Raw genomic sequence first — 25,627 nt, 5'->3', positions numbered from 1 at the left:
GCGCACCGACACGACATGCTCGAGACCCGCAACCTCACGGTCCGCTTCGGCGGGCACGTGGCGGTGGACCACGTGAGCTGTGCCTTCCAGCCGGGCACGCTCACCGCCATCGTCGGCCCCAATGGCGCCGGCAAGACCACCTACTTCAACCTCATCTCCGGCCAGCTGCGCGCGACCGAAGGGCAGGTGCTGCTCGGGGGGCACGACATCACCGCCGAGCCCGCCTCGACCCGCACGCACCGCGGCCTCGGCCGCGCCTTCCAGCTCACGCAGCTTTTCCCCAACCTCACGGTGGTGGAAAACGTGCGCCTGGTCGTGCAGTCGCGCCGCCACGAGGGGCTCAACCTCTGGTCGGTGTGGCTCGACCGCAAGGAGACGCTGGCCCGTGCGCACGAGCTCGTGAAGCAGGTGCAGCTCGGCGACAAGGCCGACGCCATCGCGAGCAGCCTGCCGCACGGCGACCAGCGCAAGCTCGAGGTGGCGATGCTGATGGCGCTCGACCCGCAGGTCTTCATGTTCGACGAGCCCACCGCTGGCATGAGCGTCGACGAGGTGCCGGTGATCCTCGACCTCATCCGCATGCTGAAGGCGCGGCGCGACGCGACCATCCTGCTCGTGGAGCACAAGATGGACGTGGTGCGCGAGTTGGCCGACCGCATCATCGTGCTGCACAACGGCCAGCTCGTGGCCGATGGCGAGCCGGCGACGGTGATCGCCTCGCCCGTCGTGCAGCAGGCCTACCTCGGCATGGCTGCGAAGGAGGCCGCATGAGCGCGCTCCTGAAGCTGCAAGGCGTGCACACGCACATCGGCCAGTACCACATCCTCCACGGTGTCGACCTCGAGGTGCCCACCGGCCAGGTGACCATGCTGCTCGGCCGCAATGGGGCCGGCAAGACGACCACGCTGCGCACCATCATGGGTTTGTGGGCCGCATCGCAAGGCACGGTCACCTTCGACGGCCAGCCCATCGCGGGCAAGCCCACGCCCGACATCGCGCAACGGGGCATTGCCTACGTGCCCGAGAACATGGGCATCTTCAGCGACCTGTCGGTGAAGGAAAACCTGCTGCTCGCCGCACGCAACGCCGGCACCGCCGAGCAGATGGACACGCAGCGCCTGGAGTGGCTCTTCGGCCTCTTCCCCGCGGTGAAGAAGTTCTGGCTCTACCCCGCCGGCAAGCTCTCGGGCGGGCAGAAGCAGATGCTGGCCATCGCGCGCGCGATGGTCGAGCCGCGCCGCCTCCTGCTCATCGACGAGCCAAGCAAGGGCCTTGCGCCCGCCATCGTGCAGAACCTCATCGAGGCCCTGCGCGAGCTCAAGCGCACGCAGACCACCGTGCTGCTCGTCGAGCAGAACTTCGCGATGGCCAAGGCCCTCGGCGACCGGGTGGCCGTGATGGACGACGGCCGCGTGGTGCACCACGGCGCGATGCAGGCACTGGCCGACGACGAAGACCTTCAACACCGGCTGCTCGGCCTGTCGCTGGGAGCCCACCAATGAACACGACGACCACCACCACCGCCGCGGCGGCGCCCGCGCAGGCAGACGCGATCCCGAAGGCCGCGTTCGACTGGATCCCGCTGGCGCTCGTGCCGCTGCTCGCGCTGCTCGCACTGCCCGCCATCGGCTCGCCGTCGTCGTGGCTCACGCTCACCGTGGCGGGCCTTGCGATGGGCATGATCGTCTTCATCATCGCCTCGGGCCTCACGCTTGTCTTCGGCCTGATGGACGTGCTGAACTTCGGCCACGGCGTCTTCATCGCCTTCGGCGCCTTCGTGGCGACGAGCGTGTTCGGCGCCATGATCGGCTGGTCGGACGCCGACAGCCTGCTGCAGAACCTCGCCGTCCTCTTCTGCGCGATGCTGGCGGCGATGAGCGTCACCGCCGCCATTGGCTGGGCCTTCGAGCGCGTGATGGTGCGGCCGGTCTACGGCCAGCACCTGAAGCAGATCCTCGTGACCATGGGCGGCATGATCATCGGCGAGGAGCTGATCAAGGTCGTGTGGGGCCCGCAGCAGGTCCCGCTGCCGCTGCCCACCACGCTGCGCGGCTCGCTCCTGTGGGGCGACGCGGTGGTCGAGAAATACAGGCTCGTCGCCGTCGTGATCGGCGCGGTGGTGCTGCTCGCGATGCTCTTCACGCTCAACCGCACCAAGCTCGGCCTGCTCATCCGTGCCGGCGTGCAGGACCGCGAGATGGTCGAGAGCCTGGGCTACCGCATCCGCCGTCTCTTCGTCGGCGTGTTCGTCGCGGGCTCGGCACTCGCCGGCCTCGGTGGCGTGCTGTGGGGGCTGTACCAGCAGAACGTGATCCCGCAGATCGGCGCGCAAGTCAACACGCTCATCTTCATCGTCATCATCATCGGCGGGCTGGGCTCGACCTTCGGGTGCTTCGTGGGCGCGCTGCTCGTGGGCCTGCTCGCCAACTACGTGGGCTTCCTCGCACCGAAAGCAGCGATGTTCTCCAACATCGGCTTGATGGTCGCGATCTTGCTCTGGCGCCCGCAAGGTCTCTATCCGGTAGCAAACCGATGATCTCCAGACTTCTCTCCCACGACCTGCCGCGCAACCGCTGGCTCGCGGCGATCCTCGTCGTGATCGTGCTGGGCCTCGCGCTCACGCCGTTTCTCTTCCCGAGCACCAAGGCGCTCAACGTCGGCGCGAAGATCCTCGTCTTCATCGTGCTCGTGGCGAGCTTCGACCTGCTGCTCGGCTACACCGGCATCGTGAGCTTCGCGCACACCATGTTCTTCGGCATCGGTGCCTATGGCGTGGCGATTGCGAGCACACGGCTCGGCCCCGGCTGGGGTGCGCTTGCGCTCGGAGTGGGTGTGGCGCTGGTGGTGGCGCTGGTGCTGTCGCTGGTGATCGGGCTCTTCAGCCTGCGGGTGAAGGCGATCTTCTTCGCGATGATCACGCTCGCCGTGGCGTCGGCGTTTCTCTCGCTCGCCTCACAACTCTCGGAATTCACCGGTGGCGAAGACGGCCTCAACTTCAAGGTGCCTGAAGCGCTGCAGCCCGGCACGCAGTACCTCGAAGAGCCGTTCTTCGGCGCCAGCATCGATGGCCGCTTCCTGAGCTACTACCTGCTCTTCGTCGCGACCGTGGTGCTGGTGCTCGTGATGCTGCGCATCGTCAACTCGCCCTTCGGCCGCGTGCTGCAGGCGATCCGCGAGAACGACTTCCGCGCCGAGGCCATCGGCTACCGCGTGGTGGTGTACCGCACGCTCAGCAACGTGCTGTCGGCGCTCTTCGCGACGCTCGCGGGCTGCCTGCTCGCGATCTGGCTGCGCTACAACGGCCCCGACACCTCGCTCAGCTTCGAGATCATGCTCGACATCCTGCTCATCGTCGTGATCGGCGGCATGGGCACGGTGTATGGCGCGGTGGTGGGCAGCGTGCTCTTCGTCATCGCGCAGAACTACCTGCAAGACCTGCTCAAGCTCGGCGCGAGTGCGGTCGAGGGTGTGCCCGTCGCCTCGCAACTCGTTTCGCCCGACCGCTGGCTGTTGTGGCTGGGCCTGCTTTTCGTGCTCTCGGTCTACCACTTTCCCACCGGCGTGGTGGGGCGGCTGAGGGCGCTGCGATCCAAGGGCCGTCGATCATGAGCCTCTCTTCTCCGTTCACCTCCCGCTATCTCACCTGCGAAGGCCGCGAGCTGCATTACACCGAGTGGGGGGCGGGGCACGACGAGACGGTGATCGCCTGGCACGGCCTCGCGCGCACCGGGCGCGACATGGACGACATCGCCGCGCACCTGTCGCAGCGCTACCGCGTGATCTGCCCCGACACCCTCGGGCGCGGCCTCAGCCAGTGGAGCCCGAGCCCCAAGGAGGAGTACTGCCTCGCGTTCTACGCGCGCCTGGCCACCTCGCTCGTCAACCAGCTCGGCGTGGAGCGCTTCCACTGGCTCGGCACCTCGATGGGCGGCGCGATCGGCCTGCGCGTGGCGGCCACCAGCTTGCGCGGACGGCTGCGGCGTCTGGTGCTCAACGACATGGGGCCCGAGATCACGCGCGTGTCGAGCGAGCGCATCCGCGCGTATGCCGGTTCACCCTCGGCGTTCGACACCGTGAGCGAACTCGAGACCTACTTCCGCACCATCTACAAGCCCTATGGCTGGCTGAGCGATGCGCAGTGGCGCCGCCTCACCGAAACCTCGGTGCGCCGCCTGCCCGACGGCCGCGTGACCCCGCACTACGACCCCGCGATGGCGAAGCAGTTCGAGCACTACCCCGACGACTACACGCAGTGGGAAGCCTGGGACAGCCTCGACATCCCCGTGCTGTGCCTGCGCGGCGAAAGCTCCGACCTGCTCTCGGCCGAAGTGGCCGAGCAGATGCGCCAGCGCGGACCGCGCGCGGTGGTGGCCACCATTGCCGGCTGCGGGCATGCCCCGGCGCTCAACGTGCCGGAGCAGTTCGCGCTGGTCGAGCGCTTCTTCGCCGCCTGATCAGCGCCGGAATCGCCCGTCGGGGCCGATGATGGAAAGGTCGGCGTAGTCGAGCCCGCTGTGGTCGGTGGGCGAGTAGCTCAGCTCCAGCCCGCCGAGGTCGAAGCGGTTGAAGCCTTCGAGCGCGCGGCGCAGCTTGTCGCGCGTGGCCCCGGCGCCGGCGCGGCGCAGCCCTTCGACCACCACCTTGGCCGACACGAAACCTTCCAGCGTGATGGGCGACAGCTCCAGGCCTTTCGCCTTGGCCAGGTCCATCGCTTCCTTCACCACGGGCGAGGCGATCGAGCGCTCGTAGGGGAAGACCTGGCTCACCACCACGCCGTGCGCGATCGGGCCCAGTTCCTTCACGAAGCCCGACGAAGCGTTGTTCGACAAGGTGACGAGCTGCGCCTTCGAGCCCGCGGCGCGCAGCGCCTTCATGCCGTCGATGATGGCGGTGCCCGAGCCGATGAGCATCACCGCCTGTGGCTCCTTCGCCACCACGCGCGGCGCGATGCCCGTGAAGTCGGGCTTGGCGCGGTCGTACTTCTCGAGCGCCAGCGGTTCCTTGTTGACCGACCTCAGGCCCTTGAGCGCACCTTGCACCGCGTCAGCGCCGAAGGTGTCGTCGACCTGCACGATGGCGATGCGGTCGACGCCGATCAGGCTCAGGTGGGAGATCGCGCGCTCGGCCTCGCGCTGGTAGGTGGCGCGCACGTTGAAGAGCCACGGGTGCACCGGCTGGTGCAGCACCATCGCGCCGGTCGAGGGGCCGATCAGCGGGATCTTGTGCTCCGTGAGCAGCGGCATGATCGCCTGCGTGTGCGGCGTGCCCCGGTTGAGGAAGAGGCAGATCACGCCCTTGTCGATCAGCTCCTTCGCGTTGGCGGCGGCGAGCTTCGGGTCGAACTTGTCGTCGAGCGAGATCAGCTCGATCGGCTGGCCGTTGATGCCGCCGCGCGCGTTGACGGCGTCGAAATAGAGCTTGGCGCCGTCGGTTGCTTCCTTCACCGAGGCGGCCACCGCCCCGCTGAAGCCGGCCGTCTGGCCGATCCTGATCTGCGCCCACGCGGGTGGGGTGATGCCCACCGCCGCTGCCACCATCCACAAGGCTGTCAGCCATTGCTTGTTCATATCAGACCCTCCGGTAAGAGTGGGGGCGATGTTATGCAGTGATGGCGACCTCCCACCAGTGCAACTACGTACAGGTTGTGCGGTGAACGCCCGTGCGATCAGAGAAAGTGCCGGTGCAAAGTTGGCGCTCGCCGCCTGAGAATCCTCCGGTTTCGGTCACGAAAGGCGTGTGCGATGAAGTGGATGCGGTTTCGCGGGCCGGGTGGCGCCGAGGCGTTCGGCGTTTTGCAGGGCGACGAGGTGCTGGTGCACGAGGGCGATCTCTTCGGCGACTCGGCGCCCACCGGCCAGCGTGTGCCGCTGGCGCAGGTGGAATGGCTCACGCCCTGCGTGCCGGGCAAGATCGTCGGGCTGTGGAACAACTTCCACGCCGCGGCCGAGAAGAACGGGTGGGCGGTGCCGGCCGAGCCGCTGTACTTCCTGAAGGCCGTGTCGAGTGCGGCTGCGCATGGGCAGGGGATTCCGGTGCCGAGGGGGTACGACGGGCGAGTGGCCTATGAGGGCGAGCTGGCCATCGTGATCGGCAAGACGGCGCGCGGCGTCAGCGTGGCGGAGGCGCCCTCGTGCATCTTCGGCTACAGCTGTGCCAATGATGTGACGGCGATGGAGCTGATTGGGCGTGATCCGAGCTTTCCGCAGTGGGCTCGGGCGAAGAGTTTTGATGGGTTTGGGGCGTTCGGGCCGGTTGTGGAGACCGACTTCGATTGGCGGGAGGCGGTGCTGCGCACACGTGTTGGCGGGCGGGAGCGGCAGAACTTCCCGCTGAGCGACATGATCTTTTCGCCCGCGGAGCTGGTGTCTCGGTTGTCGTTCGACATGACGCTGCTGCCGGGGGACGTGATCTTGTGCGGGACCTCGCTGGGGGTGCTGCCGATGAAGGCGGGGACGGAGGTCGAGGTGGAGATTGAGGGGATTGGGGTGTTGAAGAATCTCTACGGGTGATCGCTGCGTGGCGGCTTTGCCGGGATTTCGCCCCGGCGGGCGAGTCCCTTTTCTTTGCTTGCCCAAAGAAAAGGAACCAAAAGAAAAGGCACCCCGTTCGCCGGTCGGCCTAGGGCCGACTTCTCTGCGCTGCTCGGTCTTGGGGTGTCGGGCAGAACTCACTCCGCGAGCTTCGCTCGCTACGTTCAAACAGCTGCCCGAAGTCAGACGACGAAGCGTGCTTCGCACGCCACCCCAAGCCCTGCGCTGCTCGACGGCTCTCAAGGGCCCCGGGATACCCTCGCCCGCTTCGCGGGCCTCGTACTCTCGGCTCGCTTCGCCTCGTGCTTGATGGGTGGGGCGCAAGGCGCTCCTACCTTGGAGGCGATGCGAAGCGAGCCGTAAGGCTACCCGTGGGTGGCGTCGAGGAGCGCAGGGCTTGAGGGGGCGCGCGTCAGCGCGTTCGTGAACTGACTTCGGGCAGCTGTTTGAGCGCAGCGGCCACCGGCCGCGTAGCGAGTTCTGCCCGACCCCTCAAGACCGAGCACCGCAGAGCAGTCCGGCCTCCGGCCGGACCGCCACCGTCGGGTCGCCTTTTCTTGGTTACTTCTTTTGGCGAAGCAAAAGAAGTAACTCGGCCGCCGGGCCGAGACCCGGCATGCCGCCACGCAGTGAAAAACGAATCAAGCCGCAGGCTGCACAGCCAGCCGCCCCTTCGCCTCAACAAGCGTCTTCCCAAGCAACCGAGCAAGCGCATAGACCGCATCGATCGTCGGCGTCGCCGTCCCCGTGATGCGCCCCAACTCCCGCACGCTGCCCACCAACGCCTCCAGCTCGAGCGCACGCCCCGCCTCGACGTCCTGCAGCATCGACGTCTTGTGCGCCCCCACCGCTTCGGCGCCCGCGATCCGCTTGTCGAGCGAGATCTTGAACTCCACCCCGAGCTTCTCCCCGAGCGTCTGCGCCTCGCGCATCATGTTCGCCGCCAGCTCCCGGGTGCCCGCATCTCGGCAGATGTCCTGCAGCGTGGCATGCGTCAGCGCGCTGATCGGGTTGAAGCTCAGGTTGCCCCACAGCTTCACCCAGATCTCTCCGCGAATGTCCTTGCTGACCGGCGCCTTGAAGCCGGCTTTCATCATCGCCTGCGACAGCGCCTCGATGCGCGGGCTGCGGCTGCCATCGGGCTCACCCAAGGTGAAGCGGTTGCCTTCGATCACCTTCACCACGCCGGGCGCCACGAGCTCGGCCGCGGGGTAGACCACGCTGCCGATCACGCGCTCGGGCTCGATGTGCTGCGCGATCACGCCGCCCGGGTCCACGCTTTCCAGCTGGCGGCCTTCGTAGGGGCCGGCAAGCTTGTGGAAGTACCACCACGGCAGGCCGTTGATCATCGTGACGACCATCGTCTCGGGCCCGAAGAGGGCGCGCAGCTCGGGCAGCAGGTCCTTCAACTGATGCGCCTTCACCGTGAGCAGCACCGCGTCCTGCGGGCCGGCGTCGGCCATCGCCTGCACGGCACGCACCGTGGCGGCGTGCTGCTCGCTGCCGTCTTCGGTGATCAGCTTGAAGCCGTTGGCGTTGATCGCCGCGAGGTTCTTGTTGCGAGCGATGAAGGTGACGTCTTCACCGGCCAGCGACAGCTTCGCGCCGAGGTAGCCGCCGATGGCCCCCGCGCCGACGATGGCGATCTTCATGCCACCGCCTCCTTGGGCTTGAAGTAGCCGCGGGCCGAACCGAGCAGCGGCCACAGCAGCAGGGCGACCGCGAGGCCGGCGATGCTGCCGACGAGCGGGTTGGCCCAGAAGATCGACAGGCTGCCCTGCGACAGCAGCATCGCCTGGCGGAAGCTCGCTTCGGCCATGTCGCCGAGCACGAGCGCCAGCACCAGCGGGGCCAGCGGGTATTTGAGTTTCTTGAAGAGATAACCGAGCACGCCGAACACCATCATCATGATCACGTCGAACATCGAACTGTGCACCGTGTAGGCGCCGATCGCGCAGATGACCACGATCACCGGCGCGATGACGGAGAACGGGATGCGCAGGAAGCCGGCCCAGAAGGGCACGGTGGTGAGCACGACCAGCAGGCCGACGATGTTGCCGGTGTACATCGAGGCGATCAGGCCCCAGACGAAGTCCTTGTGCTCGACGAAGAGCATGGGCCCGGGTTGCAGGCCCCAGATCATCAGGCCACCCAGCAGCACCGCCGCGGTGGGCGAGCCGGGGATGCCGAGCGTGAGCATGGGCAGGAGCGCCGAGGTGCCGGCCGCGTGCGCCGCGGTTTCGGGCGCGATCACGCCTTCGAGGTTGCCCTTGCCAAAGCCCTGCGGGTCTTTCGACATGCGCCGCGCCATGCCGTAGCTCATGAACGACGCCGGCGTGGCGCCGCCCGGCGTGATGCCCATCCAGCAGCCGATGGCGGTGGAGCGCAGGAAGGTGAGCCAGTAGCGAGGCAGCGTGGCCCAGGTCTCGAACACGACCTTGAGGTTGATGCGCGCCGTCTTGCCCTTGAACGCAAGGCCTTCTTCCATCGTGAGCAGGATCTCGCCGATGCCGAAGAGGCCGATCACCGCGATCAGGAAGTCGAAGCCCTTGAGCAGCTCGGGCTGGCCGTAGGTCATGCGCAGCTGGCCGGTCACGGTGTCCATGCCGACGGCGGCGAGCGCGAAGCCGAGCATCATGGCCGCGATCACCTTCGCGGGCGGCTCCTTGCTCATGCCGACGAAGCTGCAGAAGGTGAGCAGCTGCACCGCGAAGAACTCGGCAGGGCCGAACTTCAGAGCGAACTTGGCGAGCAGCGGTGCAAGGAAGGTGATGAGCAGCACGGCGAAGAGGGCGCCGACGAACGACGAGGTGAAGGCTGCCGTCAACGCCTGCGCCGCCTGGCCCTTCTGCGCCATCGGGTAGCCGTCGAAGGTGGTGGCCACCGACCAGGGTTCGCCGGGGATGTTGAAGAGGATGGAGGTGATCGCCCCGCCGAAGAGCGCACCCCAGTAGATGCACGACAGCATGATGATGGCCGACGTGGGGTTCATGCTGAAGGTGAGCGGCAGCAGGATGGCGATGCCGTTGGCGCCGCCCAGGCCGGGCAGCACGCCGATCAGCACGCCGAGCGTGATGCCGATCAGCATGTAGCCGAGGTTGGGCACGGTCATCGCGACCGCGAAGCCGTTGAGCAGGTTCGAGAGTTCTTCCATGTCAGAAGCCCAGGAGGCGTTCGATCGGGCCCTTGGGCAGCGGCACGAGGAACCAGCGTTCGAAGACCAGGAAGAACACGAGCGGCACCCCCACCGACACCGCCGCGGTAAGTGGCCAGCCGAACCTGCCGTAGCGGCGCATGAAGTAGCCGATGAGCACCAGCGACGACACGTAGAGGCCGAGGAAGGCGATGCCGCCCACGTACACCACCATCGGGATCAACATCGCCATCACGGTGGCGAGTTGCGAGCGCTCGGCGAAGAGCGGGTGCGTCTCGCGCCACTTGAGCAGCGTGGTCACGAACACCCAGCCGCTCGCGCCCAGCAGGAGCAGGCCGATGCGGAAGGGGAAGTAGCCCGACTTCGGCCCGTCGTCGCCCCAGCCGATGCCGGTGCGCACGCTGTCGACGATCACGAAGCCGGCCAGCACCATGAGGAAGCCGGCCAGCGCCAGCTCGGGGCCGCGGGTGCTGGGGCCGGGTTTTTGGTGTTCTGAATCCATGTTCCCTTTCTCCCTTTCCGCCCAAGCCGGCTGGCGCTTGCGATCAGTTCGTGGCCAGGAACCCGGCTTCCTTCATCAACACGCGGTGCAGTTGCTCGTTCTTGCCGAGCCAGTCGACGAACTCGGGGCCGCTCATGACGGTCTGCGTGAACGCGCCTTTTTCCATGAAGGTCTTCCACTCCGGCAAGGCACGCACTTTCTGGAACAGGTCGACGTAGTACTTCACCTGGTCGGGCGTGACGCCGGGCGGCATGAACACACCGCGCAGCATCAGGTAGTCGACCGGCAGGCCGGCCGAGGTGCAGGTGGGCACGTCCTGCCACGACTGGGTGGCGGTGACCTTGGCGGGGTAGGCTAGCGGCTTCTTGTCCATCACGCACAGCGGGCGCAGCGCGCCCGAGCGCCAGTGCGACTCGGCTTCGATGGGGTTGTTGACGGTGGAGTCGATGTGCTTGCCCACGAGCTGCACCGCCACGTCGCCACCGCCCTTGAGCGGGATGTAGGTCATCTTCTTGCCGGCGGTCTTCTCCATCAGCACGGTGATGATCTGGTCTTCCTGCTTGGAGCCGGTGCCGCCCATCTTGAAGGTCTTGTCGGGCTGGGCCTTCACGGCGGCGAGGTATTCCTTCGGCGTCTTGTAGGGCGACTCGGCGTTCACCCACAGGATGAAGTTGTCGAGCGCCAGCATCGACACCGGCGTGAGGTCGCGCCAGTTGAAGGGCACGCCGGTGGCCAGCGGCGTGGTGAAGAGGTTCGACAGCGTGATGACGATCTTGTGCGCGTTGCCCTTGTCGCCCTTCACGTCGAGAAAGCCTTCGGCGCCGGCACCGCCGGCCTTGTTGACGACGACGATGGGCTGCGCGGTGAGCTTGTTCTTCGCCGCCACACCCTGGATGAAGCGCGCCATCTGGTCGGCGCCGCCGCCGGTGCCCGCGGGCACCACGAACTCGATGGGCTTGGTGGGTTCCCAGGCGAAGGCGGGCGGGGCCGCCACGGCACAGGCCGCGGCCAGGAGGGTCAGGCAAAGTGTTGTCTTCACAGCGTTCCTCTTCGTGTGTCGGAGTGACGCCGTGGACCGGGCGCCGTCGGTGGGTCAGAGGCCGAGCTTCTGGGCCAGGCCTATGCGTTGCAGCTTGCCGGTCGCCCCCTTGGGAATTTCTTCCATGAAGAGGATCTTCTTCGGCACCTTGAACTCCGCGGCGCGTGTGCCCACGAAGTCCTGCAATTCACGTTCGGTAGCGGTCTGGCCTTCCTTCAGCACCACCACCGCGGCCACTTCTTCGCCGAGCTTGGGGTGGGGCATGCCGAAGCAGACCACCTGGTTGACGGCCGGGTGGTCCATCAGGATCTCGTCGACCTCGCGCGGGCTCACCTTCTCGCCGCCGCGGTTGATGATCTCCTTCAGGCGGCCGGTGAGGCTGATGTAGCCGTCGGCGTCTTTCGTGCCCTGGTCGCCGGTGCGGAACCAGCCGTTCAAGTAACCCTCGGCGTTGGCCTTGGGGTTGTTCTCGTAGCCGAGCGTCACGTTGGGGCCCTTGATGACGATCTCGCCGATCTCGCCCGGGCCGACGAGCTTGCCGTCTTCACCCATGATTTGCACCTCGGGGCCCGCGGGCAGGCCCACGCTGCCGGGCTTGCGCGGCAGCGGCGGCAGCGGGTTCGAGGCCATCTGGTGCGTGGCCTCGGTCATGCCGTAGGCCTCGATCAGCGGGGCCTTGAAGATCTCTTCCAACTCCTTGATGACCTGCGGCGGCATCGACGACGAGCTCGAGCGCAGGAAGCGCAGCGGGTGGCGCGCGATCACGTCGAGGTTGCCCTTGGCGCGGCCGATGATGGCCTGGTGCATGGTGGGCACGGCGGTGTACCAGGTGGGCTTGGCCTCGTCCATCCACGCGAAGAACTTGAGCGCGTTGAAGCCCGGCGTGCAGAAGACCTGCGAGCCGGCCGACAGCGGCGCCAGCACCCCGGCGATGAGGCCGTGGATGTGGAAGAGCGGCATGATGTTCAGGCCCACGTCGTTCGGAGTGAACTGCAGCGTGGTGCGGATGTTCTTCGCCGACGCGCACAGGTTGGCCACCGACAGCGGCACGATCTTCGGCCGCGAGGTGGTGCCCGAGGTGTGCAACACCATGCCCACGTCTTCCGGCTGGCTGTAGCCGCCGTTCGTGGTCGACGTGGCCGAGCCGGCGTCGCGCGGCTGCAGCGTGAACTGGCCCGCCGGGGCGCCGGCCGGCACCACGAGGTCGAGCACGCGCACGCCGAGCTTCTTGGCCACGTCGATGGCCGGCGAGGTGCTGCCTTGCTCGACGATCAGCGCCTTGGCGTTCAGGTCGGAGAGGTAGAACTCGAACTCGTCGGCACGGTAGGCCGGGTTGAGCGGTGCGCTGGTCGTGCCCGAGGCACAGGCCATGTAGCAGGTGGCCATCTCGGGGCCGTTGTTGAGCACGATGCCCACCCGGTCGTTGCGACCCACGCCCAGGGCGTTGAGGCTCGCGAGCGTGGTCTGCACAAGGGCGCGCAGATCGCGGTAGCTGAGGGCCGTGCGGCCCGGGGCCGAGATGGCGATGGCGCCGTCGGCGCCGGTGGAAAGCAGTTGCTGCAGGGTGTCAGGCATGTTCCGCGGGGCCACGTGGCACGATGGTTCAAATCGAGCCGTATTGTGGTCGGCGGCGCGTGACATGCACCACGCGGCAGGGAAGTGGATTCCCTGATACGCCTCGGCCGGCACCCGGTGGGCGCCGGCCGGGCGGACGGCGATCAGAGCGCGAGCGCGTTCTTCAGGCTGTCGTGGGCCGCCTTGTTGAGGCGGATCTGGTACGGGAAGAAGACCAGGCGGTCTTCGACGGCCGGTGCCGTCGGGTTGGCGACGTAGTAGGTGCCGCCGACCACCGCGCCGTCACGCGTGAGTGCGCCGGTGTAGACGTTGCCGTTCAGCTCGAAGTAGATGCGGTACGTGACCGTGGAGGTCAGCGTGGCCGCCACCGGGCGCGGTGCGTTTGCCACCCACACCGGCACACCGCCCACCGTGGTCAGCACGCCATCGGCCAGGTAGTAGGTGCGGGCGTCGGCGTTCGAGGGGATGCCCGTGGTCATCGCCGCCTGCAGCGTGATGTTGCTGAAGCAGGGGGTGATGTTGGCCGTCACCGTGGCGGTGGTGCAGTCGAAGGCGTCGTAGCGGTCGCCTTCGTTGATGGACGTGTACTTGGTGTATGCCGCACCAGCCAGGTATTGCGCGCCCGGGGTCAGGACGGCGGCGTTGGACCAGAAGGAGTTGAACCACTGCGCCATCTCGGCCGGGGTGGACGCCACCGCACCGCTCAGCGCCACCTTGGAGAAGTCGCTCAGGATGAACGAGTAGGCGACCGTGGTGCCATCACTGGCCAGGCTCTCGGTGCGGATGCCGCTGCCCACGTAGGTGTAGCGGCGCGCTTCCTGGACGCCGGGCACGACCAGCACGACACCGTCTTTCAGGATGCGGGTGGGGCGCGCGGCGATGACCGGCAGGCTGGCGGTCATGTTGAACGGCAGGGTCGGCGTGGCGACCTGCGGCCCTGCGGTCAGGGGCGAAGCGCTGACGTTGCTGCGTTCCGAGTAGGCGAAGTTGACGCCGGCGTTCTGCGGGCCGGAGTAGTTGAGGTTCCAGCGGACGCGGTACGACGAATCGTCCGTGGCCAGCAGGGTCTCTTCGAGGATCTGCTGGTCGGCGCTCAGCGTGAGCGTGAGCGAGGCCGCAGTGCTCGCCACCGTGCCGTGCTTGCCGGCGACGACCACGCTGTACTGCGCGGCGTTGTCGAGGTAGGTCACGGGCGGGGTGGTGTAGCTGGCGGCGTTGGCGCCGGTGATCACCTCGCCGTTGCGCAGCCATTGGTATTGCAGGTCGGCGCCGGTGGCCGTGACGGTGAAGGTGGCGGTGGCGCCGGTCAGCACCGACTGGTTTTGCGGCTGCGCCGAGATCGTGGTGGCGTTGGGGCCGCCGTTGCCGCCCCCGTTGTTGCCGCAACCGCCTGCCGCGCTGCAGGGGCCGTGGCCCTTGCCACCGCCGCCGCAACCGGCCAGAAGGGCCAGCACCAGCGCCGAGCTGGCGCACGCAATCGTTGACTTCGAAAGTCTCATGAAAACCTCCCTCGATCGAGACGTGTTGTGGAGTTGCAGCCCCCTCTGGGCACGCAGCTCGGCGAGTCTATCGGCGCTCCTGGCCGATGTGCACGGGTGTGCGCTGTGTTCCCCCAAGCGGGGGAGTCGGGCGCTGCTGTCGCGCAACTGCCAAAGCCCTGTGGCAGGAGCGTGTGAGCACCGGCTCCTAGAATTTCCGCCCCTCCTCGTCTGCGCGCGCCCCGTATCCCCATGACCTCAGGCCTCATCCGCATCCGTGGCGCCCGCCAGCACAACCTCAAGAACCTCGACCTCGACATCCGCACCGGCGAAATGACGGTGGTGACCGGGCCCAGCGGCTCGGGCAAGTCGAGCCTGGTGTTCGACACGCTGTATGCCGAGGGGCAGCGACGCTACGTCGAGACCTTCAGCGCCTACGCGCGCCAGTTCCTCGACCGGATGGACCGGCCGGCGGTCGACCGGGTCGACGGTGTGCCACCTGCCATCGCCATCGACCAGACCAACCCGGTGCGCACCTCGCGCTCTACCGTGGGCACGATGACGGAGCTGAACGATCACCTGAAGCTGCTCTTCGCGCGTGCCTCGGAGCTGTTCGACAAGAAGACCGCGCAGCTCGTGCGGCACGACTCGCCGGAGACGATCTACGCCGAGCTGATGGCGCGCACGAAGGAAAGCGACCCGCGCCTGGTCGTCACCTTCCCGGTCGAGCTGCCGGCCAACACCACGCCTGCCGAGATCGAGCAGTGGCTGGCGGCCAGCGGCTTCACGCGAGTGCAGGCCGAGCGCGAGGTGGCCTCGCCCACCGGGCCGCGCAAGGTGCTCGACGTGGTGGCCGATCGGTTCCGACTGCAAGGCACGGAGAAGGTGCGCGCGGTCGAGGCGATCGAGATGGCGCTCAAACGCGGCAGTGGCCGTGTGAACGTCTACGTGCTGCGCGCCGAGGAAGGGGCCGAGCCGCAACTGTGGCGCTATTCCACCGGCCTGCACTGCCCCGACAGCGACATCCGCTATGCCGACCCGCAGCCGGCGCTCTTCTCGTTCAACAGCGCGATGGGCGCCTGCGAGTCCTGCCGCGGCTTCGGCCGGGTGATCGGCGTCGACTGGGGCCTGGTGATCCCCGACCACCGCAAGACCCTGCGTGCCGGCGCGATCAAGACCATCCAGACGCCAGCCTGGAAGGAGTCGCAGGACGACCTGCTGCGCCACGCCGCCGACGCGGGCATCCCGCGAGACACCGCGTGGTCGCAGCTCACGGAAGCGCAGCGCGATTGGGTCATCAACGGCTCGCCGAACTGGAAGGGCCAGTGGAACAAGCAGTGGTACGGCATCAAGCGCTTCTTCGAGTACCTCGAATCGAAGGCCTACAAGATGCACATTCGCGTGCTCTTGTCGAAGTACCGCAGCTACACGACCTGCCCGACCTGCAACGGCGCGCGGCTCAAGACCGAGGCGCTCTTGTGGCGCATGGGCACCAAGGCCGATGCCGACGGCGTGCTGGCACCCGAGAAGCGCTTCATGCCCAATGGTGTCGACTGGTCGCGTGAACAGCTGGAGTCGCTGCCAGGCCTCACAGTGCACGACCTGATGCTGATGCCCATCGACCGCATCCGGCGCTTCTTCGACGGCATCTCGCTGCCCAGCAGCATGCTCGACGACGCGCTGAAGCTGCTGCTCGACGAGATCCGCACGCGCTTGAAGTACCTGTGCGACGTCGGCCTCGGCTACCTCACGCTCGACCGCCAGAGCCGCACGCTGAGCGGCGGCGAGGTGCAGCGCATCAACCTCACCACCGCGCTCGGCACCTCGCTGGTCAACACCATGTTCGTGCTCGATGAGCCCAGCATCGGCCTGCACCCGCGCGACATGGACCGCATCGTCGAAGCGATGCACCGGCTGCGCAACGCGGGCAACACGCTCGTCGTGGTCGAACACGACCCGGCGGTGATGCTCGCGGCCGATCGCCTGATCGACATGGGCCCGGGCCCCGGCGAGCGGGGCGGGCAGATCGTGTTCGACGGCACGCCCGAGGCCATCCGCGACGCCGACACGCTGACCGGCGCCTACCTCGGCGCACGCAAGCAAGTCGGCATGGGAATGAAGCGGCTGGTCACCGACAGCACGCCGCGCCTCATCCTCGAAGGCGCGCGCGACCACAACCTGAAGAACGTGACGGTCGAGTTCCCGCTGCAGCGGCTTGTGTGCGTGACCGGTGTCTCCGGCTCCGGCAAGAGCACCTTGATGCAAGACGTGCTCTACCCCGCGCTCGCCCGGCATTTCGGCAAGGCGACCGAAACGCCCGGCGAGCACGATCGCCTGCTGGGCGGCGACTGGCTGAGCGATGCGGTCTTCGTCGACCAGTCGCCCATCGGCAAGACCGCACGCTCCAACCCGGCGAGCTACGTCGGCGCCTTCGACGAGATCCGCAAGCTCTTCGCGCAATCGCCGCTCGCGCAGCAGCGTGGGTACACGGCGGCGATGTTCAGCTTCAACGCCGGCGATGGGCGGTGCCCGACCTGCGGCGGCTCGGGCTTCGAGCATGTGGAGATGCAGTTCCTCTCCGACATCTACCTGCGTTGCCCCGACTGCGACGGCACGCGCTACCGCGCCGAGACGCTGGAGGTGAAGATCGACCGCCGCCTTCCCGGCGAGGCGATGCGCGAGCTGAGCGTGGCCGACGTGCTGGAGCTGACCGTGAGCGAGGCGGTGCAGCTCTTCGCGCAGGACCGCGAGGTCCTGCGCGTGCTGCAGCCGATCCTCGATGTGGGCCTCGAGTACGTGAAGCTCGGCCAGCCGGTGCCGACCTTGAGCGGTGGTGAAGCGCAGCGTCTCAAGCTCGCCGGATTTCTGGCCGAAGCCGCGCAGAGCGCCACGGCGAGCAAGCAGGCGGTGGCCAAGAAGGGCACGCTCTTCATGTTCGACGAGCCCACCACCGGCCTGCACTTCGACGACATCGCCAAGCTGATGCGCGCCTTCCGCAAGCTGCTGGAAGCAGGCCACTCGCTGGTCGTGATCGAACACAACCTCGACGTGATCCGCGCCAGTGACTGGCTGATCGACCTCGGCCCCGAAGGCGGTGAGGGCGGTGGCGAGGTGGTGTGCGTGGGTTCGCCCGATGACGTGAAGCAGCACCCGACCTCGCACACCGGCAAGGCCCTGGCCGCCTACGACCGCGCGCTCGGCCTCAACGGCGCGCTGCGTGTGGAAGAAGGCCGCCCGCTGCAGACGGTGCTGCGCCAGCCAATCGACGAATCGATCCGCATCGTCAACGCCCGCGAGCACAACCTGAAGTCGATGGACGTCAGCATTCCGCGCGGCAAGTTCAGCGTGATCACCGGCGTGAGCGGCAGCGGCAAGAGCACGCTCGCGTTCGACATCCTCTTCAACGAAGGCCAGCGCCGCTACCTCGAATCGCTCAACGCCTATGCGCGCAGCATCGTGCAGCCGGCGGGGCGGCCCGAGGTGGATGCGGTCTACGGCATCCCGCCGACCGTCGCCATCGAACAGCGCCTCTCGCGTGGCGGCCGCAAGAGCACGGTGGCCACCACCACCGAGGTGTGGCACTTCCTGCGGCTCTTGTACGTGAAGCTCGGCATCCAGCACTGCGTAAAGGACGGCTCGCCGGTCAAGCCGCAGAGCGCCGAGAGCATCGCCGCGCAGATCGTGCGCGACCACAAGGGTCAGCACGTGGGCCTTCTCGCGCCGCTGGTCGTCAACCGCAAGGGCGTCTACACCGACCTCGCGAAGTGGGCCAAGCAGCGCGGCCATTCGCACCTGCGTGTGGACGGCGAGTTCCTGCCCGTCGACCCGTTTCCCCGCCTCGACCGCTTCAAGGAGCACACGCTGGAGCTGCCGGTCGGCGACCTGGTGGTGAGCGTCAACAACGAAGCCGAGCTGCGCGCGCTGCTCACGCAGGCGCTTGACCTCGGCAAGGGCGTGATGCACCTGCTCACGCCGCTCGATGGGCTCAAAGGCGCATTGATGGCGGGAAGCTCCACCAAGCGCATCGGAGGCGTGAAGGTCTTCTCCACCAAGCGCGCCTGCCCGACCTGCGGCACGAGCTACCCCGAGCTCGACCCGCGCATGTTCAGCTACAACAGCAAGCACGGCTGGTGCCCCGGCTGCGTGGGCACCGGCCTCGCCTTGACCAAGGAGCAGCGCAAGGCGTACGACGACTCGGTGATCGAGCGTGACGAGCAGGGCCGCGAGCAAAGCTTCCCGGCCGAGGATGCCGAGGTCGAAGGCGTTGTCGATGCGCCGTGCGAGATCTGCGCCGGCACGCGCCTCAACCCCATTTCGCGCGCGGTGACCTTCGAGGAGCACTCCATCGCCTGGATTGCGCAGTGGTCGGTGAGCCAGTGCCGCGAGTGGATTGAAGACCTGAAGCTCACCGGCCGTGATGCCGAGATCGCCCGCGATGTCGTCATCGAAATCAAGAACCGCCTGGAGTTTCTCGAAGAAGTCGGCCTCGGCTATCTCACGCTCGACCGCGCGGCGCCCACGCTGAGCGGTGGCGAAGCACAACGCATCCGCCTGGCCGCACAACTCGGCAGCAACCTGCAGGGTGTGTGCTACGTGCTCGACGAGCCGACCATCGGCCTGCACCCGCGCGACAACCAAGTGCTGCTCAACGCGCTGCACAAGCTCGGCGACAAGGGCAACACGCTGGTGGTGGTGGAGCACGACGAAGACACCATCCGGCGCGCCGACCACATCATCGACATCGGCCCGAGCGCCGGCAAACGCGGCGGCCGGCTGGTGGCACAAGGCACGGTGAGCGAGATCTCGTCGCAGGCCGATTCCATCACCGGCCGTTTCCTTGCCAAGCCGCTGCTGCACCCGCTGCAAACGCGCCGCGAGATCGGCGCTGACCAGCCGCAGCTGCTGCTGCGCAACGCCTCGCTGCACAACCTGCAGCAGGTCGACGTGCCGTTCCCGCTGCACCGCCTCGTCGCCGTGACCGGCGTGAGCGGCAGCGGCAAGAGCACGCTCGCGCGCGACGTGCTGCTCGCCAACCTGCAGTTCATCAACACCCGTGGCGCCAAGCCGAAGTGGCAAGGCTGCGACGGCATCGATGGCTGGCAACAGATCGACCGTGTGCTCGAAGTCGACCAGACGCCCATCGGCAAGACGCCGCGCTCCTGCCCGGCGACCTACATCGGTTTCTGGGACGTGATCCGCAAGCTCTTCGCCGACACGCTCGAATCACGCGCTCGCGGCTATGCGCCGAATCGCTTCAGCTTCAACACCGGCGAAGGCCGCTGCCCGGCCTGCGAAGGGCAGGGCATGCGCACCATCGAGATGAGCTTCCTGCCCGACGTGAAGGTGCCCTGCGACGTGTGCCACGGCGCGCGTTTCAACCCCGAGACGCTTGCCGTCACCTGGCGCGGCAAGAGCATCGGCGATGTGCTGCAGATGGAGATCGACGAGGCGGTGGAGTTCTTCGCCTCCATGCCCAACATCGCCCATCCGCTGCAGCTGATGAAGGACGTGGGCCTCGGCTACCTCACGCTCGGCCAACCCTCGCCCACGCTGAGCGGCGGCGAAGCGCAACGCATCAAGCTCGTCACCGAACTCACCAAGGTGCGCGACGATGTCACGCGGCGAGGCCAGAAGGCCCCACACACGCTCTACGTGCTCGACGAGCCCACGGTCGGCCTGCACATGGCAGACGTGGAGAAGCTCATCCGCGTGCTGCACCGCCTGGTCGACGGCGGCCACAGCGTGGTCGTCATCGAGCACGACCTCGACGTGATCGCCGAGGCCGATTGGGTGATCGACATGGGCCCCGAAGGCGGCGCGGCCGGTGGCACGGTGGTCTCGGCCACCGACCCGGCCTCGCTCGTGAAGGTCAAGGCCAGCCACACGGGGGCGGCGCTGAGGCCGGTGCTGGCGAGGTGAGCGCAGGGCAGGGCGCGCTGCCAACAAAGTCTCGATCCACCCTGCGCCGTGCTACAGATTGGCGCGCCATGCGCCGATAAGGTGCACGCAGCCCCACGCCCCATTCCGGGGAACGCAGTGGTGCGGGTTGCCGTGAGGCCCCTTTGTTCAAGTCCGTCAGCGCTCGTTGGTTGTGGGTCGCATACCTCGCCGTGGCGGCGTCGGCCCTCGGCGCGTTCGAGGCGGCGTGGTCGTCCCGGCAGGACCAGTTGTGGCGGGGCATGGTCGACGCCGGCCGCGACGCTGCCCGCGAGGTGAGTCTGTCGACCCGCTCGGCGCGCGATGCGGTCTACATGCTGCAGGGCGTGGCCAACGGGCTCTTCCGCCAGCCGGGCATCCAGATGAGCGAGGCGCGGCGGTCGCAGATGGTCCAGCGGCTCGACCTGCCGGGCACCTTCGTGCTCATGCCGAATGCGCAAGCCGTGCACCGCGAGACGCGCCTCAACAACTCCATCTACCGCGACTGGCCGGCCTTCAGCCTGGTGGGCGCCATGCCCGCACGCGGGAGCGATCTGGCGCGCGAGATCGAGATTTCACTCTCGCTCAGCCCAGCGCTCATCCGCGCGAAGACGACGCAGGCGGCCGCGGTGGCGGTGTACTACCTCTCGGGCCAGGGCTTTCACCTCGTCTATCCGCCCGCGCAGGACGACCTGCAGCTCTTCACGACGGACATGCTGCAGGGCGTGGCCTACCGCAGCGGGCTTGTCGCCTCCAACCCGGGGCGCCTGCCCGCGTGGTCGGCGGCCTACGACGACCCGAAGGGCAACGGCCTCATCAGCACGCTGGCCGTTCCCATCGACGATGCCGACGGCCACTACCGCGGCGTGGCCGCGATGGACTTCCAGCTCGACAACCTCTCGCAATACCTGCGGCGGCCCGCGCTCGGCATCGCCACCGCCTTCATCCTGAACGAGGACGAGCGGGTCATCGCCCATCCCACGCTGGTGGGCGTGTCGACACCCCAGGCGCCCACGCTCGACGACGTGGCCCAGTCACGTGGCGCTGCGCCCGGGCGCTGGGCCTTGCTGAGCACCGCGCCGGCCAACAACCGGCTCCACCTGGGCGCCGAAGAGGCGGCCGTGTTCGACATCGAGGCCACACCCTGGCGCTACGTCCTCATGGTCGACCGCGCCGAACTGCGTCTCACGGCCCTGCGCGGCATGTGGGTGGAAGGCTGCGGTGTAGTGGTGCTGCTGTGTCTGCTGGCCTACGCCGAGTCGCGCCGCCGCCATGCCGTGGTCGAGCTGCGCCGCAAGGCCGCCGAAGAAGTGCTGCAGGCCGCGCCCGCGCCGGTGGCGGTGATGCGTCAGTCCGACATGTCCATCCTCGTGGCCAACGAGGCGCTGATGCATCTGTTCGACGCTCCCGCGCACGGCGACCCCGAGACCGTGGCCGAAAGCGCCCATCGCCAGTTGCGTGAGCTGATCCAGTCGCTCACCGAGCAGACGCTGAGCAACGTCGACACCATGGCCAACCGCCCGCTGCTGCGCGCCGACGGCTCGCCGCTGTGGCTGCTGGTGCGCTGCGTGCCCGTGGTGCACGAGGAAGAGCCGGCGTGGCTGTGCAGCCTGACCGACGTGAGTGCGCTCAAGCAGACCCGCGACCAGCTCGAAGCCCTGGCCACGACCGACCCGCTGACCGGGGCACTGAACCGCCGCGCGGTGAGCGAGGCTGCGCAGGCGGAGCTGCGCCGCGCGCGCCGGCACGGCAAGCCAATCGCCGCCCTGCTGCTCGACATCGACCACTTCAAGCGCGTGAACGACACCCACGGCCACCAGGCTGGCGACCGTGTGCTGCAGCAGGTGGCCGCGGCGTGCGGCACGCAATTGCGCGAGATCGACCGCTTCGGCCGATGGGGTGGCGAAGAGTTCATCGTGCTGCTGCCCGAGACCGATCTCGACGGGGCGCTCGTTGTCGCCGAGCGGGTGCGCGAGGCCATTGCGAGCTCGAACGTGGCCGGCGACGACGGCTTGCCGATCCCCGTCACCACGAGCATTGGCATCGCGAGCCTGAGCCCGCACGACGAGCACCTCGAAGCCTTGCTGGCACGCGCTGACGCCGCGCTCTACCAGGCCAAGCACGACGGGCGCAACTGCGTGCGGGCGGCAGCAGTGCCCTCCGCGGCCGGTCTGGCGTCGGCCGCTTCGGCGCAGGACGCGGTCGAAGCCTGAACGGCCGACGACGACCTCAGCTGCCGGGGCCGCGGACGGCGCCGGTGGCCGAGGAGAACGTCAAGCGGCGGCCGTGCTCTGCGCGATGCCGGCGATGGCCCACTCGCGGCTGCCGTCGGTCGGCTTGACGAGGTGCCAGACCTCGTCGAAGGGTTCGGCCGCGTGCTCCGCTTCTTCGCGGACCATGCCGTGGAATCGCACGCTCACGATGTACTGGTCGCGCTCTTCGGCGTAGTCGACCACCTCGGCGTCGAGCTGCACCACGTCGGTCTTCTGCGGGGCGCCCTTGCGGTCCTGCAACTCGAGACGGAACACCGCAAACATCTCCGGCGTGGAGAACTGGCGCAGGTCGTCGAGATTGGCCGCATCGTTGGCCGCCTGCATGCGGATGAAGATCAGCTTGGCGACGCGCACGAAGGCGGGTGCGTCGAACCCGGCCGGCAGGCTTCCCATTGCGGCGGCTTGCGGCACCGCCGCCTGGACGGGCGCACCTGCTCCCGAGCCGGAGCCGAAGGCCGGGGCGCCGTGGCCGGCGAACTGCATGCCGCCCGGCGTGGCGAGGGCTGGTGTGCGCGCCGGTGCCGGCCCGAACCGCCGCATCAGGAAGCGGATGAGGAAGAAGGCCGCGACGGCCAGCAAGGCGATCATGAGGAAATTGGCCATCTCGGCGCCCAGGCCCAGGTGGCTGAAGAGCGCGGCCAGGCCGAGGCCTGCGGCCAGCCCGGCGATCGGGCCCATCCACGAGCGCTTGGGTGCGGCGGCAGCGGCGGCGGCAGGGCCTGCGGCAGCCGCCGGCGCGGCGGCGTTGGGCGTGGCAGCGGGCGTGGCGGGCGTTGCAGGGTTCGGCTGCTGCGGCGGGGGCGTCTGCCGCTTGAAGCCCGAGGTGGAGCCTCCGCCGAGCCGCTTGGCCTCCACACCTTCGGCCACGAGGCCGAGGCCCGACACGGCGATCAGCGTGCTCAGCAGGAAATGTTTCATGGGGGTTCTCATGGGGTGGGGTGAAGAAGAAGTGCCGAAGCGTGACACGTTTCAGACGGAAAACCCGAAAGCGAGTTCCGCCGGGCCCACCGAAACGGCCGCCTTCAACAGTTGCGATACTCCGCGGTCATTACAACGACCGAGACATTTCCATGCGTAACCTCAAATCCGGCCTCCTGCTGATCGGCGCTGCCTCCCTCCTGGCGCTCGGCGCCTGCAATGCCCGCAAAGACGACAAGCCCGCCGCTGCCGACACCGGCCCGGCCGAAGCCACCGTCAACGGTGTCGCCATCTCGCAAGGGCAGGTCGACCAGGTCATCAAGCAGCGCGCCAACGGCCAGCCCGTGCCGCCCGAAGCCCGCAAGGCCCTGGTCGACAGCCTCGTGCTGCAGGCCGTGGTGGCGCAAGAGGCCGTGAAGCAGGGCCTCGACAAATCGCCCGAGTACCTGAACCAGATGGAAACCGTGCGCCAGTCGGCGCTGGCCAACGCCTACGTCGAAGACTGGATCAAGAAGAACCCCGTCACCGACGAAGCCCTGAAGGCCGAGTACGACCGCCTCAAGGCCTCGACGGCCGGCACCGAATACAAGGCGCGCCACATCCTGGTCGAGAAGGAGGCCGATGCGAAGGCCATCATCGCCACGCTCAAGAAGACGCCCGCGGCCTTCGAGAAGCTCGCCAAGGAAAAGAGCAAGGACACCGGCTCCAAGGCCACCGGCGGTGACCTCGGCTGGTTCAACCCGCAGCAGATGGTGCCCGAGTTCAGCGCCGCGCTGTCCAAGCTCGAGAAGGGCAAGATCACCGAGGAGCCGGTGAAGACGCAGTTCGGCTACCACGTGATCCAGCTCGACGACTCGCGCCCGATCGAAGCGCCCGCGCTCGAGACCGTCAAGCCGCAGCTCAGCCAGCAGCTGCAGCAGCAGAACATGCGCAAGCAGATCGACGCGCTGAAGGCCGCTGCCAAGATCGAGCTGGCATCGGCGGCGTCGGCCCCGGCGGCTGCCGCACCTGCAGCTTCGGCGGCGTCCAAGTAAGGTCTCTGCCCGCACGATGGGCCTCGCCGAACTCTTCGCCCTGGGCGAACGCATCGGCGATCGGCTCGTCGCACGCGGCGAGACCATCGCCATCGCCGAGTCGTCGGCCGGTGGGCTCATCTCCGCGGCGCTGCTGTCGCGGGCGGGCGCCTCCAGCTACTACCTCGGCGGCGCGGTCGTCTACACGCGCCGCGCCTTTCGCCGCTTCACCACGCTGACGGCGGACGACATGGCCGGGCTGCGCTCGTCCACCGTGCCCTATGCCAGGCTCATGGCGCGCCACCAGCGCGAGCGCTTTCGTGCCAGCTGGGGCCTCGCCGAAACCGGCGCGGCCGGCCCAGAGGGCAACCCGTATGGCGACCCGGCCGGCCACAGCTGCCTGGCCGTCGATGGCCCGGTCATGCTCGACCGGCTCCTGCGCACCGGCACCGCGGACCGCGCGACCAACATGGTGAGCTTTGCGATGGCCGCACTTGAGCTGCTCGACGAGGCCCTCGCCGCCGCGCCCGGCCCCTGAGCGGCTGGCACGAAGTCGCCGCCGCGCCGCTCACTGCTTCGACGGCGCTGGCGCGTTGGCCTCCGGGGTCACCGGCACGTCGCACAGCGAAGGCGGCGGCGCGCCGAAGCGCTGGTCGAACGCCTCCGCACTCACCGGCCGGTAGGGGCTCGGCTGCTTGAGGCCGGCCCACTCTTCACACGTGTAGCGCCGCCCACCCGTCTCGGCCAGGCCTTCGCCGCAGCGCAGCAGGCCGCGCCGGTTGGCGATGAGCACCGTCGGGCACGCGCTGCGCGACTCGACACCGCACACCGCCACCTGCGTCAGCAGGTTGCCTTGCACCACGCCGCGGATGTGGCCGTGCTTGCGTGGACCGTTGCCGGCGGCCGGCGCCTCCGTCAGCGATCCGCAGACGCGCGCTCCGTCCTGCGCCAGGCGGTAGCCGTAGCAGGTGCCGGGGAAGCTGGTGCAGTCTTCCCACAGCCCGGCAAATGTGGCGGGCGGCTCGGCCGCCGTCGACGGGCCAGCGAGCGCCGCCAGCAGGGTGATGAGCAGGAAGGGGTAGGAGCGGGTGGGCTGCATGGCGCGCAAGCCTACACCGACCTATCGGTGCCATTGACCCACGGCCTATGGAAGCCATTGCGTTCTCCAAATTGACCGACTGCGGGCTGGGCGCCGACCATCACCCGCACTCCCCGCAGTCGTCATTCAC

19 protein-coding genes are annotated in these 25,627 nt (G+C 68.1%); 10 read left to right on the top strand and 9 right to left on the bottom strand.

What is annotated here, in order from left to right:
* Nucleotides 1–15: 15 nt before the first annotated feature.
* Genes RXV79_RS22115 through RXV79_RS22095 form a run of 5 tightly spaced genes read left to right on the top strand, consistent with a single transcriptional unit; the run spans nucleotide 16 to nucleotide 4,454 of the window.
* On the top strand, nucleotides 16–771 hold the full coding sequence (locus RXV79_RS22115) for an ABC transporter ATP-binding protein (protein ID WP_316700252.1): 756 nt from the start codon (nucleotides 16–18) through the stop codon (nucleotides 769–771).
* Nucleotides 768–1,502, top strand: a complete 735-nt coding sequence (locus RXV79_RS22110; RefSeq protein ID WP_316700251.1) for an ABC transporter ATP-binding protein — start codon at nucleotides 768–770, stop codon at nucleotides 1,500–1,502. The genes RXV79_RS22115 and RXV79_RS22110 overlap by 4 nt, the downstream gene beginning before the upstream one ends.
* Nucleotides 1,499–2,536: a branched-chain amino acid ABC transporter permease gene (locus RXV79_RS22105; RefSeq protein WP_316700250.1), complete on the top strand. Its 1,038-nt coding sequence runs from the start codon at nucleotides 1,499–1,501 to the stop codon at nucleotides 2,534–2,536. Before RXV79_RS22110 ends, RXV79_RS22105 begins: the two co-directional genes overlap by 4 nt.
* Entirely contained in the window at nucleotides 2,533–3,609 is a 1,077-nt protein-coding gene (locus tag RXV79_RS22100) for a branched-chain amino acid ABC transporter permease (RefSeq protein WP_316700249.1), read from the top strand. Before RXV79_RS22105 ends, RXV79_RS22100 begins: the two co-directional genes overlap by 4 nt.
* A complete protein-coding gene (locus RXV79_RS22095; RefSeq protein WP_316700248.1) occupies nucleotides 3,606–4,454 on the top strand; it encodes an alpha/beta fold hydrolase in 849 nt (282 codons plus the stop codon). The genes RXV79_RS22100 and RXV79_RS22095 overlap by 4 nt, the downstream gene beginning before the upstream one ends.
* Here RXV79_RS22095 and RXV79_RS22090 read toward each other — a convergent pair whose 3' ends face one another.
* A complete protein-coding gene (locus RXV79_RS22090) occupies nucleotides 4,455–5,567 on the bottom strand; it encodes an ABC transporter substrate-binding protein (protein WP_316700247.1) in 1,113 nt (370 codons plus the stop codon).
* A 174-nt stretch (nucleotides 5,568–5,741) separates the two neighbouring features.
* Here RXV79_RS22090 and RXV79_RS22085 point away from each other — a divergent pair, with 174 nt between their 5' ends.
* Nucleotides 5,742–6,509, top strand: a complete 768-nt coding sequence (locus tag RXV79_RS22085; protein WP_316700246.1) for a fumarylacetoacetate hydrolase family protein — start codon at nucleotides 5,742–5,744, stop codon at nucleotides 6,507–6,509.
* Nucleotides 6,510–7,171: 662 nt separating this feature from the next.
* On the opposite strand, the gene RXV79_RS22080 is transcribed toward RXV79_RS22085, so the two are convergent.
* The 6 genes from RXV79_RS22080 to RXV79_RS22055 form a co-directional block, all read right to left on the bottom strand.
* Nucleotides 7,172–8,182, bottom strand: coding sequence for a 2-dehydropantoate 2-reductase (locus RXV79_RS22080; protein WP_316700245.1), 1,011 nt, complete (start codon nucleotides 8,180–8,182; stop codon nucleotides 7,172–7,174).
* The gene (locus tag RXV79_RS22075) at nucleotides 8,179–9,684 is read right to left on the bottom strand and encodes a tripartite tricarboxylate transporter permease (RefSeq protein ID WP_316700244.1); all 1,506 of its coding nucleotides are present in this window, start codon (nucleotides 9,682–9,684) and stop codon (nucleotides 8,179–8,181) included. Before RXV79_RS22075 ends, RXV79_RS22080 begins: the two co-directional genes overlap by 4 nt.
* 1 nt (nucleotide 9,685) lies before the next feature.
* Nucleotides 9,686–10,186: a tripartite tricarboxylate transporter TctB family protein gene (locus tag RXV79_RS22070; protein WP_316700243.1), complete on the bottom strand. Its 501-nt coding sequence runs from the start codon at nucleotides 10,184–10,186 to the stop codon at nucleotides 9,686–9,688.
* 43 nt (nucleotides 10,187–10,229) lie between these two features.
* Nucleotides 10,230–11,225, bottom strand: coding sequence for a Bug family tripartite tricarboxylate transporter substrate binding protein (locus RXV79_RS22065; RefSeq protein WP_316700242.1), 996 nt, complete (start codon nucleotides 11,223–11,225; stop codon nucleotides 10,230–10,232).
* Nucleotides 11,226–11,279: 54 nt separating this feature from the next.
* Nucleotides 11,280–12,800, bottom strand: a complete 1,521-nt coding sequence (locus RXV79_RS22060) for an acyl--CoA ligase (RefSeq protein ID WP_316700241.1) — start codon at nucleotides 12,798–12,800, stop codon at nucleotides 11,280–11,282.
* Nucleotides 12,801–12,943: 143 nt separating this feature from the next.
* A complete protein-coding gene (locus RXV79_RS22055; protein WP_316700240.1) occupies nucleotides 12,944–14,299 on the bottom strand; it encodes a hypothetical protein in 1,356 nt (451 codons plus the stop codon).
* Nucleotides 14,300–14,530: 231 nt separating this feature from the next.
* Here RXV79_RS22055 and uvrA point away from each other — a divergent pair, with 231 nt between their 5' ends.
* Both uvrA and RXV79_RS22045 read left to right on the top strand, forming a co-directional pair.
* Nucleotides 14,531–20,197 (top strand): excinuclease ABC subunit UvrA, encoded by a 5,667-nt coding sequence (gene uvrA, locus RXV79_RS22050; protein WP_316700239.1) that lies wholly within the window; start codon nucleotides 14,531–14,533, stop codon nucleotides 20,195–20,197.
* Nucleotides 20,198–20,340: 143 nt separating this feature from the next.
* A complete protein-coding gene (locus RXV79_RS22045; RefSeq protein ID WP_316700238.1) occupies nucleotides 20,341–22,407 on the top strand; it encodes a sensor domain-containing diguanylate cyclase in 2,067 nt (688 codons plus the stop codon).
* A 60-nt stretch (nucleotides 22,408–22,467) separates the two neighbouring features.
* On the opposite strand, the gene RXV79_RS22040 is transcribed toward RXV79_RS22045, so the two are convergent.
* Nucleotides 22,468–23,385 carry a Tim44 domain-containing protein gene (locus tag RXV79_RS22040; protein ID WP_316700237.1) on the bottom strand — a complete coding sequence of 306 codons (918 nt, stop codon included), beginning with the start codon at nucleotides 23,383–23,385 and terminating at the stop codon, nucleotides 22,468–22,470.
* Between the two features lie 152 nt (nucleotides 23,386–23,537).
* Between RXV79_RS22040 and RXV79_RS22035 the strand changes: the two genes are divergently transcribed.
* Together RXV79_RS22035 and RXV79_RS22030 are read left to right on the top strand one after the other, a co-directional pair.
* A complete protein-coding gene (locus tag RXV79_RS22035; protein ID WP_316700236.1) occupies nucleotides 23,538–24,419 on the top strand; it encodes a foldase protein PrsA in 882 nt (293 codons plus the stop codon).
* Nucleotides 24,420–24,435: 16 nt separating this feature from the next.
* Nucleotides 24,436–24,936: a CinA family protein gene (locus RXV79_RS22030; protein ID WP_316700235.1), complete on the top strand. Its 501-nt coding sequence runs from the start codon at nucleotides 24,436–24,438 to the stop codon at nucleotides 24,934–24,936.
* 30 nt (nucleotides 24,937–24,966) lie between these two features.
* Here RXV79_RS22030 and RXV79_RS22025 read toward each other — a convergent pair whose 3' ends face one another.
* Nucleotides 24,967–25,497 carry a hypothetical protein gene (locus RXV79_RS22025; protein ID WP_316700234.1) on the bottom strand — a complete coding sequence of 177 codons (531 nt, stop codon included), beginning with the start codon at nucleotides 25,495–25,497 and terminating at the stop codon, nucleotides 24,967–24,969.
* Nucleotides 25,498–25,627: the final 130 nt, after the last annotated feature.

This window comes from Piscinibacter gummiphilus (genome assembly GCF_032681285.1).
GTDB lineage: Bacteria > Pseudomonadota > Gammaproteobacteria > Burkholderiales > Burkholderiaceae_C > Rhizobacter > Rhizobacter gummiphilus_A.
Note: the sequence above shows the minus strand (reverse complement) of the source record. Positions and strands in the feature narration are given on the sequence as shown.